Source organism: Streptomyces sp. NPDC006476 (genome assembly GCF_040612015.1).
In the GTDB taxonomy this organism is placed as follows: Bacteria; Actinomycetota; Actinomycetes; order Streptomycetales; family Streptomycetaceae; genus Streptomyces; species Streptomyces griseorubiginosus_B.
The window spans coordinates 42,880-60,210 of the sequence record NZ_JBEXPK010000038.1; the positions used below are offsets into that span (position 1 = coordinate 42,880).

At 71.0% G+C, this 17,331-nt stretch carries 13 protein-coding genes; 10 read left to right on the forward strand and 3 right to left on the reverse strand.

The window, feature by feature from the left end; genetic code table 11:
* The first annotated feature begins 200 nt into the window (after positions 1-200).
* Together ABZZ74_RS34105 and ABZZ74_RS34110 are read left to right on the forward strand one after the other, a co-directional pair.
* A complete protein-coding gene (locus ABZZ74_RS34105; RefSeq protein WP_356771629.1) occupies positions 201-1,265 on the forward strand; it encodes a chitinase in 1,065 nt (354 codons plus the stop codon).
* Between the two features lie 151 nt (positions 1,266-1,416).
* On the forward strand, positions 1,417-2,274 hold the full coding sequence (locus ABZZ74_RS34110; protein ID WP_356771631.1) for a hypothetical protein: 858 nt from the start codon (positions 1,417-1,419) through the stop codon (positions 2,272-2,274).
* Here the strand turns inward: ABZZ74_RS34110 and ABZZ74_RS34115 are convergent.
* Positions 2,252-2,866 (reverse strand): DUF4328 domain-containing protein, encoded by a 615-nt coding sequence (locus ABZZ74_RS34115; RefSeq protein ID WP_356771704.1) that lies wholly within the window; start codon positions 2,864-2,866, stop codon positions 2,252-2,254. The two genes, ABZZ74_RS34110 and ABZZ74_RS34115, sit on opposite strands and share 23 nt — an antisense overlap.
* Before the next feature lie 503 nt (positions 2,867-3,369).
* Here ABZZ74_RS34115 and ABZZ74_RS34120 point away from each other — a divergent pair.
* Both ABZZ74_RS34120 and ABZZ74_RS34125 read left to right on the forward strand, forming a co-directional pair.
* Entirely contained in the window at positions 3,370-3,894 is a 525-nt protein-coding gene (locus tag ABZZ74_RS34120) for a hypothetical protein (protein ID WP_356771633.1), read from the forward strand.
* A 328-nt stretch (positions 3,895-4,222) separates the two neighbouring features.
* A complete protein-coding gene (locus ABZZ74_RS34125; RefSeq protein WP_356771635.1) occupies positions 4,223-4,579 on the forward strand; it encodes a hypothetical protein in 357 nt (118 codons plus the stop codon).
* An 80-nt stretch (positions 4,580-4,659) separates the two neighbouring features.
* Here the strand turns inward: ABZZ74_RS34125 and ABZZ74_RS34130 are convergent, their stop codons facing one another.
* Entirely contained in the window at positions 4,660-6,621 is a 1,962-nt protein-coding gene (locus ABZZ74_RS34130; RefSeq protein ID WP_356771637.1) for an Ig-like domain repeat protein, read from the reverse strand.
* Positions 6,622-6,778: 157 nt separating this feature from the next.
* The gene (locus tag ABZZ74_RS34135; protein WP_356771639.1) at positions 6,779-7,180 is read right to left on the reverse strand and encodes a luciferase family protein; all 402 of its coding nucleotides are present in this window, start codon (positions 7,178-7,180) and stop codon (positions 6,779-6,781) included.
* A gap of 246 nt (positions 7,181-7,426) precedes the next feature.
* On the opposite strand from ABZZ74_RS34135, the gene pstC reads away from it, so the two are divergent.
* The 6 genes from pstC to ABZZ74_RS34165 all read left to right on the forward strand — a co-directional run bounded on the left by pstC (position 7,427) and on the right by ABZZ74_RS34165 (position 17,245).
* A complete protein-coding gene (gene pstC, locus ABZZ74_RS34140) occupies positions 7,427-8,443 on the forward strand; it encodes a phosphate ABC transporter permease subunit PstC (RefSeq protein ID WP_356771641.1) in 1,017 nt (338 codons plus the stop codon).
* Position 8,444: 1 nt separating this feature from the next.
* Complete coding sequence (gene pstA, locus ABZZ74_RS34145; protein ID WP_356771643.1) at positions 8,445-9,737, forward strand: phosphate ABC transporter permease PstA; 1,293 nt, start codon at positions 8,445-8,447, stop codon at positions 9,735-9,737.
* Positions 9,737-11,401 (forward strand): substrate-binding domain-containing protein, encoded by a 1,665-nt coding sequence (locus ABZZ74_RS34150; protein WP_356771645.1) that lies wholly within the window; start codon positions 9,737-9,739, stop codon positions 11,399-11,401. Before pstA ends, ABZZ74_RS34150 begins: the two co-directional genes overlap by 1 nt.
* Complete coding sequence (locus tag ABZZ74_RS34155) at positions 11,398-14,010, forward strand: hypothetical protein (RefSeq protein WP_356771647.1); 2,613 nt, start codon at positions 11,398-11,400, stop codon at positions 14,008-14,010. Before ABZZ74_RS34150 ends, ABZZ74_RS34155 begins: the two co-directional genes overlap by 4 nt.
* 264 nt (positions 14,011-14,274) lie before the next feature.
* Positions 14,275-16,272, forward strand: a complete 1,998-nt coding sequence (locus ABZZ74_RS34160; protein ID WP_356771650.1) for an Ig-like domain repeat protein — start codon at positions 14,275-14,277, stop codon at positions 16,270-16,272.
* A gap of 82 nt (positions 16,273-16,354) precedes the next feature.
* Positions 16,355-17,245: a sortase gene (locus tag ABZZ74_RS34165; protein ID WP_356771652.1), complete on the forward strand. Its 891-nt coding sequence runs from the start codon at positions 16,355-16,357 to the stop codon at positions 17,243-17,245.
* Positions 17,246-17,331: the final 86 nt, after the last annotated feature.

Consider the following 17,331-nt stretch of genomic DNA (forward strand, 5'->3'; position numbering starts at 1 on the left):
TTCCGGGCGGGAGGGGAGCGGGCCACGGTGACTGAGAAGCCAACGGCGCTGTGAAGGTGAGGTCAAGACATCTGGATGTCTTTTCGCGAATACCCACGGAATCTCCCCGCCCGCTTATGGCAGCGCCGCGGTGGAACGGTTGGTCAGGCAACTGTAAAGAACCTTGACAGTGGAATGGTCTAGTCCAACTATGGGTCGCCATGAGACCACCCCGCGCGCTGCGTGCGCTGCTGTCCTGTATCTCGGTGACCGGCCTTGCGGCCGGTCTCGTCGCCCTCGGAGGAGGTGGCGCGCTCGCCGCTGAGCAGGCGCCCGCCCATCCCGTCCGGCCCCTGCCCGCCCAGGTGGCGGCTCCCTACTTCGAGGCCTGGACCGGCGACAGCCCGGCCGCGCTGGCCGCCGCCTCCGGCAACAAGTACCTGACCATGGCCTTCCTCCAGACGGACAAGCCCGGTTCCTGCACCGCCTACTGGAACGGCGACACCACCCAGCCCATCTCCAAGTCCACCTTCGGCGCGGACATCGCGGCCATCCAGGCGCGCGGCGGCAACGTCATCCCCTCGTTCGGCGGCTACGGCGCCGACACCACGAACACCGAACTCGCGGACAGCTGCACGGACGTCGACTCCATCGCCAAGGTCTACGAGAGCCTGGTGACGACGTACGGCATCACCCGCATCGACCTCGACGTCGAGGCCGACTCGATCACCAACGCGGCCGGGATCGACCGCCGCAACAAGGCGATCGCGCAGGTGCAGCGCTGGGCGGCGCACACGGGACGGCAGGTGCAGTTCTCGTACACGCTCCCCACGACGAACACCGGACTCGCGCCCAGCGGGGTCGCGTTGCTGCAGAACGCCGTCGACAACCACGCCCGTGTGGACGTCGTGAACATCATGACGTTCGACTACTGGGACGGCGCCACGCACGACATGGCCGCCGACACCCTGACGGCCGCGACCGGCCTGCACACCCAGCTCACCGCGCTGTACCCGAAGTCGGACCCGGCCCGGCTGTGGCACCGCATCGGTGTCACGGAGATGCCCGGCATCGACGACTTCGGCCCCGAGGAGACGTTCACCACGCAGGACGCGGTGAAGGTGGAGCGCTGGGCCGCGGCGCAGGGCATCAACACCCTCTCCTTCTGGGCGCTCCAGCGGGACAACGGCGGCTGCGTGGGCACGGCGGGCGCCAACTCCTGCTCCGGGATCGCGCAGGACACGTGGTACTTCAGCCACGCGTTCGAGCGGTTCACCCGGGGCTGAGGGGTCGGTACGGGTGCACTTCCGGCACCGTCTGGAACTTCAGCGCCGAATCCGTGCAGGAGCCCCACAAGGACTCCATAGACTCTTTCGAATCCCTCGTTAGCGTTGCTGGCCGTTCGATCCCTCGTGCGAATGGTCAGGTAAACAGCGGATGGACTACTGCTCCTCGTGCCGCCGGCACCTCAACGGCGCTCTGGTGTGCCCCGGTTGCGGTGCCTATGCGCCCGACATCGCGCCGGTGACCGGGGCCGGCCGGGTGACCCCGGCCCTCGCCACACCGGCGAGCCGGCCGGAACCGGACCCTGGGCCGTCCGCCGAGCTCGCCGAACCCGAGGACATGGAGGACGTGCCGTCCGCCCCGGCGGGCCGGGCGGCACGCCGCCGTCAGCGGGCGCGCTGGAAGAAGAACCAGCGCCGCGCGGTGGTGGCGACCGCCGTCGCGCTCGTCGGCGGCGGCCTGACGGTCGCGTCGATGGACCGCGGCTCCGGCGACCACAGTCAGGCCTCGGCGGGCCCCGACCTCACGAGCATGGGCACGGAGGAGAAGCCCGCGGTGGAGCCGACGGACACTCCCGCCTCCCCGACCGCGCTCCACACCTCACGCGCCGACTCCTCCCGGCCCGCCACGACCGGCGGCAAGCACCGCCGCACCACGCCGACCGCGGCGCACACCGACTCGGCGCACTCCGCGCCGTACAGCGCCTCCACGTCGCACACGTCATCGACGGGCACGCAGCGGCAGACGGCTGACACGTCATCAACGACGACCACGGCCGGCGGTGCCACGACGACGACCGGCACGGGTGGTACGGGCACGAAGTCGGGCCAGTCGACGACCTCTTCGTCGTCTTCGTCGTCTTCGTCCTCAACGTCGTCCACGTCGGCCGGTGACACCGGCACGTCCGGAACGTCGTCCCAGTCCTCCGGCACGAGCTCGAGCACGAACACCGGCACGGCCTCGACGTCCCCGTCGGGCCTGTGCGTGCTCAACCTGATCTGCGTGAGCTGAAGTTCCGGCTGAGGGCGCGGACGACGAAGATGCCGGCGACGGCCGCGCCCACGATGGCGGCGTCGGACACCAGGAGCGTCCCGACGTTCGTGTAGGCGCGGCCGATCATCTTGTCCGTGGAGTCGGCGGACATCAGACCGACGCCACTGAAGAACCCGATCAGCCAGCAGGCCCACCACACGTTCACGGACCACGGCAGCCGCTCGCCGGGCGCGCTGTCGCGGTGGACCTCCGCGACGATGCCGCGCGGGAACCAGAGATTGACGACCGGGACGACCCAGCCGAGGAAGACCCACAGCCCCGAGTAGCGGGGCTGCTTCCCGGACAGCTCACGGGCGTTGTCCCGCGCGCGCCCCAGCCATCCCAGGAACGCCACCGCGCAGACGAACACGGCGACCCCGCAGACCGAGACGACCAGGTGGTACTGGTTCTCCAGCCCGGTCAGCGTCCGATGCGCTCCGTCCCCCTGATCCGGCGGCCCGGAGGCGGGCTCCCCGGCCAGGGCCAGCCGTATCTCCCACAGGGCCCGCACGGTCCATGCGGCCCCGGCGAAACCGAGCGCTCCGACAGCGAACCGAGTGGCTCCGCCCATGGGGTGCAGGGCGGGAGCGGGGAGGGGGGCGGGGGGTGCTATGTGATCGTTCACCAGAGCATCCTGGCGTACTGCGGGGGCGGCTGACCAGGACGACACGGACCCGTCCCACGGTAATGGCTCACTCAAAAGTCCATACCGGGACGCCCATGGAGTCGATCACTGGCTTATCGTTCCGCCAACTCCAGCAGACAGGTGACTGGATTTCAGTGGCTGCGCGCCGACGTCCGTCGTCCCACGGCCCGGGGGGGATACACGTCCATGAGCCGCAGGCGCCTGCTCGCGACATCCGCCGCCGTTCTCTCCGTACTGCTCGGGGGTGTCGACACGGGCACGGCCCACGCGGACGCAGGTCATTCAACGACAGCCTCTCCGCGGGCGAAACCCGTCCCGTTCTCGCCGTTGTCCCCGTTGACGCCGACGGCAACATCCGCATCCACAACGCGAACGGATCGGTCGATGTCGTAGCCGACCTGGAAGGGTACGAAGGCTGACTGATGAACGTGAGTCCCACTGTGAAGCACGCCGCCCGGCTGACCGGCTGCACGCTCGTCGTCGTACTGGCGGCAACGGGCTGCGGTTCCGGCCGGCATGCCCCTTCCGCCGTGACTCAGCCCGCCGGCGTCGTGAAGGCACCCCACGCTGCCGCGTCCCCCAGCACAGCCCGTGATCCTTACGCGCCGTCGGTCAACAAGGTTCCGAAACTTGCCTCGGACGGCATCACCGTCCTGGTCAGCGGGTCGCACCTCAAGGGCAGTGTCATTTATCCGATTCCGGGCCGAGTCAGGGCCGGTGAGGCCCTCGTCATCGCGGTCAACTGTCAGGGGCCCGGTCGGCTCGACGCGGAGGTGCGGGCGGTCGGTATGTCCTTCTCCCTTCCGTGCGAGAAGGGCACGGTGCTGCCCGCGTTGAACGAGTTCCAGATGGATTCGAGCCACTCCCTGGGCTCACTGCGGTTCACCGCGAAGCCGGATGTCATGTGGTCCTTCACCGTTGGCCTGGACCCGCACCCGCCCAAACCCCACTGAGCCGTCTGATCAGTCGAGCGAGCGGAGGATCAATGACGCGGATTCCGCCCGAGAAATACCCGGCCGAGGGCAAGCCCCTGGGACACGGTCCCGCCCACCGGTCGAGGACCCCGGTCACCTACTCCACCGAAACTCCTGCGCTGCGGAAGCTGTGGTGGCGGATCCGCTCGACGGCGAAGTGGCCGCGAAGAGGATGAGGCGGGTCTCGCGATGGAGCACCGTGCACTGTGCGGACCATGATCCGGACGGCACTCTCGGCATATGGCGAGTCAGCCGGTCCGGTCGCGTCGGCGGGTACCTTTTGGCTGGCGGCCCTGCGCTGGGCGCGGTGATCACCTGGCTCAGCGCTCTCATCCACCCGAACGCCCAGAACTTCGGCTCCGCGGGGATCGCGACCGCCGTCGCCGTGGGGTTCGGTCTCTTCGCCTGGTGGGTCCTGCTCCGCGTGCGCCTCGAACTCCACGAAGACGTGATCGTCATGGTCAACCCCTGGGGCACGCAGCGACTGGCGTGGTCGCGCGTCAGTGCGGTGGTTTTGGGCAACTGGGGAGCGGAGTTCCACACGACGGACGGGTTCAAGTACACGGCGTACGCCCTGGGCGCGCTTGCCGGTGGTACTCGGCAGGACGGGCGGTTCGTCGAGGTGCGGCGGATCGCATCCGCGCGACTCCGCCCCACTACGTGACGAAGTCCCTCACCGTTCCAGGACGGCGTCCGTGCCGGGGACCTGGGCTGAGGTCCCCGGCACGGGTGGTCGGCGCGGCGCTAGTTGGTGAAGTAGATGTACTTCCAGTCGCTCAGCGTCGTCGTGTTGACCGTGTCGCCCGACGCGCCGTTGACGTACGCCGCCCGGACGCGGGCCTTGATGCCGGACTGGCCCGGGGCGCCGAGGTTCACGGCCGACTTGCCGTTGGTGCCGAGGGCGAAGTACTGCGGGCTGTCCTCGCTCGGGTACCACTTGCCCTGGTAGTAGATCTCGAGCTCGAGGCGCTGGGCGCGGCCTCTGTAGTACGTCATCGTCGTCGTGACGATCGGCGCGGTGTTCTTGTGGAACCAGTAGTACGTGTGCGAGCCGATCGCGGCCTTCTTGTAGTGCTTGGTGATGGCCGTGGAGACGCGGACCTTGGCGAAGGCGTTGACCTTGACCGACTTCGGCGCGTACTGGGCGTCGCCCTTGAACACCGCCGTGACCGCCGTGTCGCGGGTCATGTCGACGGTCACGGTGAGGTTGCCACTGGAGTTGACCTTCGCGGACCTGACCAGCTTGTTGGGCTTGTCGGCGCCGAAGGGGTCGGCCCAGATCTCCACCGTGCGGTTCTTGTAGGTCTTGCCGAGGTGCGCGGTGAACTTCACGTCGGCGCCGTACGCGTACACCTTGCCGTTGTTGTTCAGGCTGAGCGCGGTCGCCGTGCGGGAGACCTGGACCGCGTCGGAGGCCGAGGCGGGCACGTGGGTGGCGTCGCCCCCGAAGGACACCTTGTAGGTGACCTTGCCGCCGGCCGGCGGGGTGTCCGTGAAGGAGAAGCTGCCGTCCGCCTTCGTCTTCACGGCGGCCAGCGCCCTGCCGTTCGGCGACTCCAGGTCCGTGCGGGTCACCGTCAGGCTGGTGCCCGCAGGCAGCGGCGTCTTCGACGTCAGCTTGCCCGTGACGGTGAGCTTCTTGGCCCGGGCCGCCGTGGCGGGGGCCGACACCGTGAGGGTGGGCAGTTCCTTGGTGGGGTCGGTCAGCGCGCGCAGGGTGTACACGCCGCCGTCGTTCTCGGAGACGGCGAACAGCCGGCTGCTGTCCGGGGCCCAGGCCAGCGCGCCGTCCACCAGGGTGTCCGCGCCGCTGCTGTGACCGGTGTTGGGGAAGTCGTACTCCCGCAGCGGCTTGGTGGCGCCTGCCCGGTAGATGTGGACGTCGGGCTCGTACCAGGAGGAGCTGCCGCCCGCGACGTACCCGTTCGGCGCGACCCGCACCGCGTTGGGGTACGCGTCGATGGGAAGGCTCGGCTGCTGGGTGAGGTCCACGGCCGAGTAGGCACCGATGCCGTAACCTCCGCCCGCGGCCCACGACGTGAGGACCTGCTTGCCGTCAGGCGTCAGGTCGATCTGCTTCACGCCATAGTCCATGCTGCCCTTGGCCCGCACGGTGGCACCCTGTGCCGAGACGTCGTACACGGCCAGCGCGCCCCCGCCGCCGGCCACCAGCACACCCGGGGCCGACGGGTCGGCGCCCAGCTGCACCTGGCCGGCCACGGCGCCCGCCGCCTGGTCCAGGTGCACCGAGGGCTCGGTGCCGGACGGGTCGACGAAACCGAGGTCGGAGTCGTAGGAGAACCAGATCCGCCCGTCCACGACCTCCAGGTCGGAGGGAGCGGCCGTGCCCAGCGGGTAGCTCACGGTCGGTGTGGCCGTCTGCGTGTCGATCGCGACGATCCGGTCGTCGCCCTTGACGGCCGCGTACAACTGGCTGGAGTCCGCGGACAGGGCCAGACCCGTCACACCGGGCTCGTTGGCGAGGGTCGCCCGCACGGTGCCGGAGTAGTCGGTGATCAGGATCTTGCCGCTGGTCGGGTCGGAGATGTACACGAGCCGGTGGACGCCGTCGACGACCATGTCTCCGACGGACTTCACCGGCAGGATCCTTGCGGAGTCGGCCGCGGCCGGTCCCGCCGCGCCGACGGCGAGCGCCGCCGAGCCGAAGAGGACGGCAAGCGCTGTCGCCGTCGAGATGCTGCGCATACGCACAGTGCTGAAACCCCCTGAGGAAACCCGGTGGCCCACCGGGTGGACGAGTGCGCCGCGCGGCACCCGGGCACGACCGCCGGACGGCGATGACACACGGGGCGCGGCTGCCTCGGCAGCCTATGTCATGCCTGTGACAGTCGTGGAGGGAATTTCAGCCGTGGGGAGGTTCCGTGACGGTGTCGAGCACGGTCACCCGGCGGAAGTTGCACACCGCGCGCTCGCTCGGCGCGCTCCCCGGGCGCCCGCCGGAGTGCGCCTTGAGGGCCACGCTCACCAGACCGAGCAGCAGATCCACGTCGGCGTCGCAGTCGAGGTGGACGGTGACCCAACGCGAGCCGGGGACCAGGCGGATGGCGGTCGACTCGGCGAAGTCGTAGTGCAGCCGCTGGATCGCCCGGGCGGTCAGCTGCAGGTCCACATCGCGCTCGGAGTGGAAGTGGACGATCTCGTGGTGGGCGGAGCGCAACGCCCGGCCCGTCCCGCAGTCGGCCGGACACGGGCTGAGGTCGGGCCACGTCTCCAACTGGCGCATGGCTCTCTGGGCCGGTGTCATGTGCCCATGGTGCGGTGCTCACCGCCCGGCCACCAGGGATTGAGGGATCCGTAACCCTTAGGTGACGAACGCCCGGTTGACCGGACCGCCGCCTCCACAGCAGTCCCACCGAAATGACATCAGCCGTTCACCGTTCCTCCATATCCGACGCCTCGCACCGACAGGAATCGGCCATTGACTCTCCCCCGCGCGGCTCGAACACGAGGCCGCATGGGGAATACCGTTTCCTTTGGGGGGCCCTCAGTGGTGTCCGCAGTGGAGGCTTCCGGCGAACCGGAGCCCGACAGACCCGTTCCTCGCCGGCTCCTCACGGCGCGTGGCCTGGGCGACCGTCTCTTCCGGTACCAGCTCACGGCCACCGGACTCGCCGTCCTCGCCATCATGGCGGCCGTCGGACTCTTCCTGTTGCTGCGGGCCGCGCAGGCGCTGCGCGTGCGGGGCCTGAAGTTCCTCACCACCGCCGCCTGGCAGCCCGACGTCCACAACTTCGGCATCGCCGCCGTGCTCACCAGCACCCTGCTGATCGCCGCCGTCGCGGTGACGATCTCGGTGCCGCTGGCCGTGGGAACCGCGCTGTTCATCTCCGACGTGGCACCGCGCCGGCTGCGCCGCACGCTGGTGACGATGGTCGACCTGATGGCGGCCGTCCCCTCGGTGGTCTACGGGCTGTGGGGACTGTTCTTCCTGCAGCAGCACGTGATCGGTCTGTCGCGCTGGCTGTCCGACTGGCTTGGCTGGATACCGCTGTTCACGGTGGACGGCACCCGGCCCGGTGAGCCGCTGGCCTCCGAGAGCGTCTACACCGCCTCCACCTTCGTCGCCGGGATCGTGGTGGCGCTGATGGTCGCGCCGATCCAGTGCTCGGTGATGCGCGAGGTGTTCGCGCAGGCCCCGGCGGGCGAGCGCGAGGGGGCGTACGCGCTGGGCGCGACCCGGTGGGGGATGATCCGCGCGGTCGTCCTGCCGTACGGCAAGGGCGGCATCATCGGCGGCACGATGCTCGGGCTCGGGCGGGCGCTCGGCGAGACCATCGCCGTGTACCTGATCATCTCGCCGGTCTTCGTGATCCAGCCGCACATCCTGCAGACCGGTTCCAACTCGGTGTCCTCGCTGATCGCCCTGCACTACGGCGACGCGTCCACCTTCGGCATGTCGGCGCTGATGGCGGCGGGCCTGGCGCTGTTCCTGCTCACCCTGGCGGTCAACTTCACCGCCTCCTCCATCGTGGCCCGCTCCCGGTCCGGCGCGCAGAGCGAGGCATGAGATGACCGTCGTCGAAGAGACCGGCCTGACCGAGGGCCGAGGAGAAGGAACCGACGTCCGGACGGACGCCGACGGCCCGGTGGACGCCGTCCCCGGGACCGAACTCCCCGACCGTCCCCGCCGTATCGGCGGCGTCAGCCGCTCCGGGGTGCTGTCCCTGGCCGGCGCCGCGATCTCGGGCCTGTGTGTCGCCGTGCTGCTGTTCGGTGAAGTCGCCCCCTTCTCGGGCGCGTTGGGCTTCACCGTCACAGCGTACGCGGCTTTCCTCGCCGTCTACGCGGTGCTGACCGGTCTGGATGAGGACCGGCAGGCGGTACGGGACCGGGTGATGACGGTCGTGCTGTGGACGGCGTCCGTGCTGCTGTTCGCCGCGCTCGCCCTGGTCGTCGGCTTCACCGCCTGGCGCGGCCGCGAGGCCCTGCCGCACGGCAACTTCTTCACCCAGGACATGCAGGCGGCGGGCCCCCTGGACCCGCTGACCAACGGCGGTATCGCGCACGCGATGCTCGGCACGCTCATCATGATCACGATCGCGCTGGCCATCACGGTCCCGCTGGGCCTGGCCTGCGCGGTCTACCTCAACCAGATCCCGGGCCGCTTCTCCCGGTTCGTGCGCACCATCGTCGAGGCGATGACCGCGCTGCCGTCGATCGTCGCCGGCCTGATGGTGTACGCGGTCTGGATCCTCGGTCTCGGCATGCAGAAGTCGGGCCTCGCGGCCGGGTTCGCGATCAGCGTGATGATGCTGCCGATCGTGATCCGGGCCTCGGACGTGGTGCTGCGCCTGGTCCCCGGCACGCTGACGGAGGCGGCGGAGGCGCTGGGCGCTCCGCGCTGGCGGACCGTCTGGCACGTCGTCCTGCCCACCGCGCGCTCCGGGCTGGCCACCGCGGTCATCCTCGGCACGGCCCGCGGTATCGGCGAGACGTCCCCGGTCCTGCTGACGGCGGGCTTCACGGCGGCCCTCAACGGCGACCCCACCAACGGCCCGATGATCTCCCTCCCGCTGGCCGTCTTCACGTTCGTCAAGTCCCCCGAGCCCACGATGATCGCCCGCGGCTTCGGAGCGGCGGCGGTCCTGATGGCCCTGGTCCTGGTGCTGTTCGCGATCGCCCGGGTGATCGGCGGAAGGGGGCCGGGCCACCAGAGCAAGCGCCAGGCCCGCAGGACGGCGAAGGCGTCCCGCCGGGACGAGGAGAGGTTCGCCGAACTGCACGCTCCCGCACTGCAGTTGTTCGACAGCGCTTCCCAAGACGACACCGAGCAGACCAACGACTCCGGAGACAGTCACTGATGTCCAGCCCTGTCATCAACGCCCTCCGTCGGCTGGGCATCCTCGCCGCGCTGCTGGGCATCCTCGCCGTTCCGACAGCCGCCACCCCCGCCTCCGCCGACAGCTACACGCCGATCGCCGGAGCCGGATCCACCTGGGCCGAGAACGCCGTCGACGAGTGGCGCCGGGCCGTCAACCAGTACGGCATGCGCATCAGCTACGCCGGCACCGGCTCCTCCGACGGCCGCCGTCAGTTCCTCTCCGGCACCGTCGACTTCGCGGTCTCGGACATCCCCTTCCAGACCCACCCGACCGACGGCAGCGCGGCCGAACGCCCCGCGCAGGGGTCGTACGCCTACATGCCGATCGTCGCCGGCGGCACCGTCTTCATGTACCACCTGACGGTCAACGGCCAGCGCGTCACCAACCTCCGCCTCTCCGGCGACGTCGTCACCAAGATCTTCACCGGGGTCGTCAAGACCTGGGACGACCCGGCGATCAAGGCCGACAACCCCGGTCTGCAGCTCCCGCACCGCCCGGTCGTCCCGGTCGTCCGCTCCGACGGATCCGGCTCCACCGCCCAGTTCACGATGTGGATGGCCAACCAGCACAGGGCGCTGTGGCAGGCGTACTGCGCCAAGGTCGGCCGCTCCGGGGCGTGCGGACAGACCTCGTACTACCCGACCGTCTCCGGCATGATCGCCCAGTCCGGCGACCTCGGCGTCGCGGGCTACGTCGCGCAGAACTACGGCGAGGGCGCGATCGGCTACGTCAACTACTCCTACGCCCTCAACGCGCACTATCCGGTCGCCAAGGTCCTCAACCACGCCGGCTACTACACCGAGCCGACCCCGCAGAACGTGGCGGTCTCGCTGCTCAAGGCGAAAATCAACACCAACAAGAGCTCGCCGGACTACCTCACCCAGCAGCTCGACGGCGTCTACACCGACAGCGACCGCCGCAACTACCCGCTCTCCAGCTACTCGTACATGATCCTGCCGCTGAAGGTGCAGGGCACCTTCACCAAGGCCAAGGGCAAGACGCTGGGGGCGTTCTCGTACTACTTCATGTGCCAGGGCCAGCAACAGGCGCCGCAGCTGGGCTACTCGCCGCTGCCCATCAACCTCGTGCAGGCCGGCTTCGACCAGATCCGCCGCATCCCGGGTGTGCAGACGCAGAACATCAACATCCGGGGCTGCAACAACCCGACCTTCACGGCCAACGGCCGCAACAAGCTCGCGGAGACGGCTCCCTACCCGGCCGCCTGCGACAAGAAGGGCGCGGCCCCCTGCACGACGGGCAGCGGCGGCGCCAAGTCCGGCAGCTCGAGCGGTGGTTCGGGCGGCAGCGGCACGGGCGGGTCCACCGGCGGTTCGGCCGGCGGGTCCTCCGGTGGCACGGCTGCCGGGGGCGGTACGGCGGCCGGGGGCGCCGCCTCCGCGCAGCCCTCCGTGGACCCCGACACCGGGCAGACCATCGCCGCCGACGGCACGGGCACCGGGGCAGCCACGACCGCGGGCGGCACCATCGCCCTCGCGCAGCCCGTCGCGGTGGCCGGACACAGCGGCTGGACGACCACGCAGACCCTGATGGTGCTCGCCGTCCTCCTGGTCCTCGGCCTGGTCCTGCTGCCCTCGCTGGTCTCCCGTCTCATCAGCCGCGCCTCCGACGGGGGTTCGCGATGAACCGGGTACGACGTCTGCTGCTGAGGGTCGTCGCCGGGACCGCAGTCGGCGCGCTCGCCGGGTTGGCGGTCGCCCAGTCGGCACCGCCGGCGACGGCGGCGAGCTCCTCCGCCGTCACGGTGTCGGGGCGCGGCGAGTTCGGCACCATGAAGTTCACGGTCTCCCAGACCAGCCATCTCACCAGCCAGGCGATCACCGTCTCCTGGACCGGCGGCACCCCCACGACCTTCGCGGGCACGCAGTTCAACACGGACTTCGTGCAGATCATGCAGTGCTGGGGCGACGACGACGGCACGGTGCCGTCCAACCCCGGTCCGCCGCGCACCCAGTGCCAGTACGGCGCCTCCCCGACCACCGACCGCACCAGCTGGCCGGGCAACGACTACGACGACACCCGCAAGGTCTTCTACAGCGCCGACCCCACCAACTACGGCCAGGACAACCGCTACGGCGCCGCCAACCCGAACGCGCCCGGCGAGGTCCCCTTCAAGTCGGTCGACGGCACCACGGTCACGACCAACACCCAGAACAACCCGTTCTTCAACCGCAACACCACCAACGAGGTCGACTTCGCCCGCACCGGCGCCGGCGGCACCGGCACCGAGTACTTCGAGGTGCAGACCGCCAACGAGGCCCCGCACCTGGGCTGCGGCCTGCCGGTGAAGACGAACGGCGTGACGAAGCCGCGCGACTGCTGGCTGGTGATCGTCCCCCAGGGCCACCTCGACCTCGACGGCAAACCGTACGCCGACCACAGCCAGGTCAACGCGGGCTCCCCGGTGTCCTCCACCAACTGGCAGAACCGCGTCGCGATCCCGCTGCACTTCAACTCGGTCGGCACCAACTGCGCCCTCGGCGCGAAGGAACGCCCCACCACCGGCAGTGAGCTGGCCGCCGACGCCATGACCAGCTGGCAGGCGGCGCTGTGCCCGGCCGGGAAGGTGTACAGCTACACCGAGCAGGGCGAGCCCGACGCCCGGGGCCGGCTCGGCAACGACGGCTCCTCCGGACTCGCCTTCACCACCCGGGCACTGGGGGCCGACGCCAGTTCGGCCGCGCCCCCGGACACCACGACCTACGCGCCGGTCGCGCTCTCCGGAGCCGTCATCGGGTTCACCATCGAACGCAGACCGAAGGCGGGGGCGCCCGACTCGGTGACGAAGCTCGCCGGCACGAAGGTGGAGTCGATCCGGCTCACGCCCCGGCTGGTCGCCAAGCTGCTCACCGAGTCCTACCGCAACTCGCCCTGGGGGGCGGTGGTCGGCTCCACCGTCGCCAAGAAGTACGGCTGGGCGAGGAACAACCCGGCGGGCCTCGCGAGCGACCCCGAGTTCATCGCGCTCAACCCCGAGTTCGCGTATCTGTCGGTCGCCGAGACCCCGGCCACCGACACCGACCTGATGACCTCGCTCGGCCACAGCGACACGGCGCACGACCTGTGGCAGTGGATCTGGGCCGACAAGGAGGCCCGGCAGTTCCTCGCCGGGGTCCCCGACGACGACGGGATGCGGGTCAACCCGTACTACAGCACCAACGCCGACCTGAACCCGACCGGCGCCGCCTTCGACCCGTCGAACCTCGACGAGTACCCGAAGAGCGACCCCTGGTGCACGATCCCGCCCGGCAGCGGCGCCACGCTCCAGCAGTGCATGACCGACTTCCACCCGTACGTGGACGACATGCACGCCGGTGCCCTGCACACCCGGCGCACCGACATCCTGTGGAAGTCGAGCTGGGACCCGCTGGCCAGCCCGCCGGCCTTCAAGAGCCCCGGCCCGCAGCTGGTCGGCTCGCGCTTCGTCATCACCGTCACGGACGCGGCCTCCGCGGCCCGCTACGGCCTGCAGACGGCCCAACTGCGCAACGCGGCCGGCACGTTCGTCGCCCCGACGACCGACTCCCTGACCGCCGCCGCGAAGAGCGCCGCCGGGAAGACGGTCGCCGAGATCACCCCGGCGGGGGCCACCGCCAAGGGCGCCTACCCGCTGGCCCAGCTGGTCTACGCGGCCGCCCGCCCGGCCAAGCTCACCGCCGACGCCCGCCGGGACTACGCGGCCCTGCTGCGGTACGCGGCGGGCAACGGGCAGCTCAGCGGCGCCGACCCGGGCCGGCTGCCGGCCGGGTACGCCCCGCTGCCGCAGCAGCTGCGCGCCCGTGCCCTGCAGGTCGCCGGCACGCTCGAGCACTACAAGGGCGGCTCCGCGGACGACGGTTCCGGGTCGTCCGCGGGGTCCGGCGGCAGCGGCACGGGCCCGGGCGGCTCGACCGGCTCCGGCTCCTCGGGCGGCGGCGCGACCGACGGCGGCACCGGTACGCCGAGCGCGGGAGCGAGCACCTCGCCGAGTCCGCAGGCCTCGTACGGCGGCGGAAAGGCCGTGCAGACGACGGCCGCCGGCAACACCCCCGCCGACCCGGCCAACCCGCTGCGCTACGCCGTCCCGGTCGGTGCCGCCCTCGGCGCCGTGGCCGGCGCGGGCGCCCCCTTCGCGGGCGGCGGCCGACTGCGCCTGCCGCTGCGCATCCCCCTCCCCGGGGGACGGACTGTGACGCTCGTGCCCGACACCCTGCCGGAGCGGCTGCGCAAGCTGCTGCCGCCGGGCCGGGGGTGAGCGCCGTGCCACGGACCGAGGCGGGCACCGGCCCGCCGCCGGGCGGGAGTTGACGCCGGGCCCTCCGGCCCCGCCGAGTGCCGAGCCCGCGTCATCGGCCCGTCGGCGCGGCGGCCCTCACCGGCCCGCGCCGCATCCTCCGAGCCGAGCCCCCCGCGGGGCCCGCGCTCCCACAGACGGCCGCCCGCCCCGAAAGGCAGTCGGGGCGGACGGCCCGTACCACCCTGCCAGATCCACCCCTTCGCACAGTCACGGAGACTCTCGATGCGCAGAACGCGCTCTACGGCGGCGCTCGTCGCCGCCGCCGTGGTGGCCGGCGGCCTGGCTCTCGCGAGCCCGGCGTACGCCGACCCCACCCCCGCGGGTACCTTCCGCCAGCTGGTCGGCGTGGGCTCCGACACCACCCAGGACGTGCTCAACGCCCTGGCCGGCGACACCGTGGCCGGCAAGAGCTACGCCGCCACCGCCGTGAAGTCGGCGAGCGGTGCCGGCATCGCCTCCTACGACGCGATCGAGCCCGGCACCGGCTCCACCACGTCGAACATCACGACCCGTTCCGGCGGCCCGTCCTTCCTGCGCCCGAACGGATCCGGCAAGGGCCGCCTCGCCCTGAGCGAGTCGCTGACCGGTGACAAGTTCCCGGACTCCTCCGGCGTCGCCATCAAGGGCCAGGTCGACTTCGCCCGCTCCTCCAGCGGCCCGTCGGTCCCAGGCTCCACGCTCACCTACATCCCGATGGCCCGTGACGCGATCGGCGTGGCGGTGCGCGGCTCCGGTCTCGACACCCTGACGGCGGCCCAGCTGCACGACATCTATGTCGGCACGCTCACCAAGGTCAACGGCCAGACCGTGCACCCGAAGATCCCGCAGAGCGGTTCGGGCACCCGCAAGTTCTTCCTGTCCATCCTCGGCCTGCAGGACGCGGACCTCGCCCCGAGCGTCCAGGCCGTCCAGGAGAACCAGGGCAACGCCGCGCTCACCGAGGACGGCGCCCTCGTCCCGTTCTCCGTCGGCAGCTGGATCGCCCAGAACAACGGCGTGGCCCCCGACTACACCACGACCTCGGTCGGCAACGGCGGTCACCTGGCCGCCATCCAGCTGCCGGGCGACGAAGGCGCCACCAGCCCGGTGACCACGGTCAACGGCAAGCTCGCGCCTGTCCAGCCGTACTACGAGAACTCCACCTTCGGCCGCGACGTCTTCAACGTCGTGCCGACCCGGGCGATCGACACGACGAGCTTCTTCTTCGACAAGGACCTCTACGACGTCTTCGTCACCAGCGGCAGCCACACCGCCGCCCTGGCCTCCGACGACGCCGAGAAGGTCATCGCCTCCTTCGGCTTCGTCAACGAGTCGTACAACGGCTTCATCAACCTCACCAACAAGCACGTCCACCAGGGCGGCCTGGAGGAGTCGGGCATCTCCGTCGCCGTCCCCGCCGCGCCGGCGCTGAAGGCCACGCCGGGCGACGCGAGCCTGAAGCTGAGCTGGACCGCCCCGGCCGCCACCGCGTTTCCGCTGACCGACTACCGCGTCACGCTGTCCGACGCCGGCGGCGCGGTCGTCGCCGTCAAGGACCTGCCGGCCACCACGACCTCGTACAGCTTCACGGGTCTGGCGGTGGGCAGCTACACCGCCACGGTCACCGGCAACAACATCAACGGCAGCGGTGCCCCGTCCACCTGGACCGGCGCCGTCAAGTACAAGAGCGCCACCACCGCCGCGGTCGCCGCGACCCCCTACGGCAAGGCCCCGAAGGTCGCCGTCACCGTGACCGGCAGCCACGGCGTGGCGCCCACCGGCAAGGTCACCGTGAAGGAGGGCGCCACCGTCCTCGGCAGCGGCACGCTGGACGCCTCCGGCAAGGTCACCGTGGCCCTGTCGAACCACCTCAAGGTCGCCACGCACTCCCTGACCGTCACCTACGGCGGCGCCGCCAAGCTGAACTCCTCCTCGGCGACCGCCACCCTGAAGGTCACCAAGGCCACCGCCTCCCTCGCGAGCACCGCGCCCGCCACGGTCAGCCACACCGCGCGCGCCAAGGTCACCGTCAAGGTCACCGCGACCGGCACCACGCCGACCGGCACCGTGAAGATCTACGAGGGCTCCAGGCTGCTCGGCACCGGCACCCTCAGCGGCGGCAAGGTGACGATCACCCTGCCGAAGCTGGCCCGGGGCAAGCACAGCCTGCACGCCACCTACTCGGGCTCCGCGACGGTGAACGCCAAGACCGGCCCCGTCTTCACGATCAAGTCCACCTGATCCATCTCCCACCGGGCTGCCGGGGAGGGCCCCTCCTCCCCGGCAGCCCCCCTCTCGAACTTCCCGAAGGAGGCGGGCCGCCGTGACACTCGCCGTACCCCTCACGCTCACGCGCGTCCGGAGCGTCACCGTCGTCCGCCATCTCGCCCGGGGCGGCCTGCTCAGCCTCGCCGCCCTGCTGCTCGGCATCACCGTCCAGTTGCTGCTGGTCAGCGGCATCCAGGAGCGATCCGCGCAGCACTCCGCCTTCGACGAGCTGCGCGGCCAACTCGCCCTCGGGACCGCGCCGGTGGCGCAGACCGACCAGCAGGGCAGGCTGCTCGCGCCGGGGACGCCGGTCGCGATCGTCGACATCCCCAGGCTGGGGACGACGCAGGTGGTTCTGGAGGGCACCGACTCCTCGGTGCTGACCGACGGGCCCGGTCACCGTCGGGACACCCCGATGCCCGGGCAGGCCGGCACCAGCGTGCTGATGGGGCGGGCCGCGGCCTACGGCGGGCCGTTCCGCGGGCTCGGCTCGCTGTCGTCCGGCGACCGGATCACCGTGGTCACCGGCCAGGGCAAGGCGACGTACCAGGTCCTGGACGTGCGCCGGGCCGGTGATCCGGCTCCCGCCCCCGTGGCCGCCGGCAAGGGGCGGCTGGTGCTGGTCACCGCGACCGGCGCCCGGTTCGTGCCGGCCGGGGTGCTGCGCGTCGACGCCGACCTGGTCTCCGCGCCCTTCCAGACGCCGGCGGCGGTGATCCGCACCGGCACGCTGCCCGGCTCCGAGGAGCCGCTGGCCAGGCCCTCCGGGGTGCCGTGGCCACTGGTGATGTGGCTGCAGGCGCTGCTGCTGGCCGCCGTCGCCGCCGTGTGGGCCTGGCACCGCTGGGGCCGCCACCAGACGTGGATCGTCTTCGCGCCCCTCGTCGCGGTGCTGGGCCTCCAGGTCGCCACGCGTACCACCGAACTCCTGCCGAACCTGCTGTGAGGTGTCCCAAGTGACCGAAGTGACCGACTCCGTGACCGACACGGTCGTCCTGCCGCCGGTGGAGACCGCCGCCGCGACCGCTCCCG

Excerpts from the sequence above, each read along its gene's own strand:
- ABZZ74_RS34105 (WP_356771629.1), top strand. The coding sequence starts at position 201 with ATGAGACCACCCCGCGCGCTGCGTGCGCTGCTGTCCTGTATCTCGGTG.
- ABZZ74_RS34110 (WP_356771631.1), top strand. The coding sequence starts at position 1,417 with ATGGACTACTGCTCCTCGTGCCGCCGGCACCTCAACGGCGCTCTGGTG.
- ABZZ74_RS34135 (WP_356771639.1), bottom strand. The coding sequence starts at position 7,180 with ATGACACCGGCCCAGAGAGCCATGCGCCAGTTGGAGACGTGGCCCGAC.
- ABZZ74_RS34130 (WP_356771637.1), bottom strand. The coding sequence starts at position 6,621 with ATGCGCAGCATCTCGACGGCGACAGCGCTTGCCGTCCTCTTCGGCTCG.
- ABZZ74_RS34155 (WP_356771647.1), top strand. The coding sequence starts at position 11,398 with ATGAACCGGGTACGACGTCTGCTGCTGAGGGTCGTCGCCGGGACCGCA.
- ABZZ74_RS34115 (WP_356771704.1), bottom strand. The coding sequence starts at position 2,866 with ATGGGCGGAGCCACTCGGTTCGCTGTCGGAGCGCTCGGTTTCGCCGGG.
- ABZZ74_RS34150 (WP_356771645.1), top strand. The coding sequence starts at position 9,737 with ATGTCCAGCCCTGTCATCAACGCCCTCCGTCGGCTGGGCATCCTCGCC.
- pstA (WP_356771643.1), top strand. The coding sequence starts at position 8,445 with ATGACCGTCGTCGAAGAGACCGGCCTGACCGAGGGCCGAGGAGAAGGA.
- ABZZ74_RS34160 (WP_356771650.1), top strand. The coding sequence starts at position 14,275 with ATGCGCAGAACGCGCTCTACGGCGGCGCTCGTCGCCGCCGCCGTGGTG.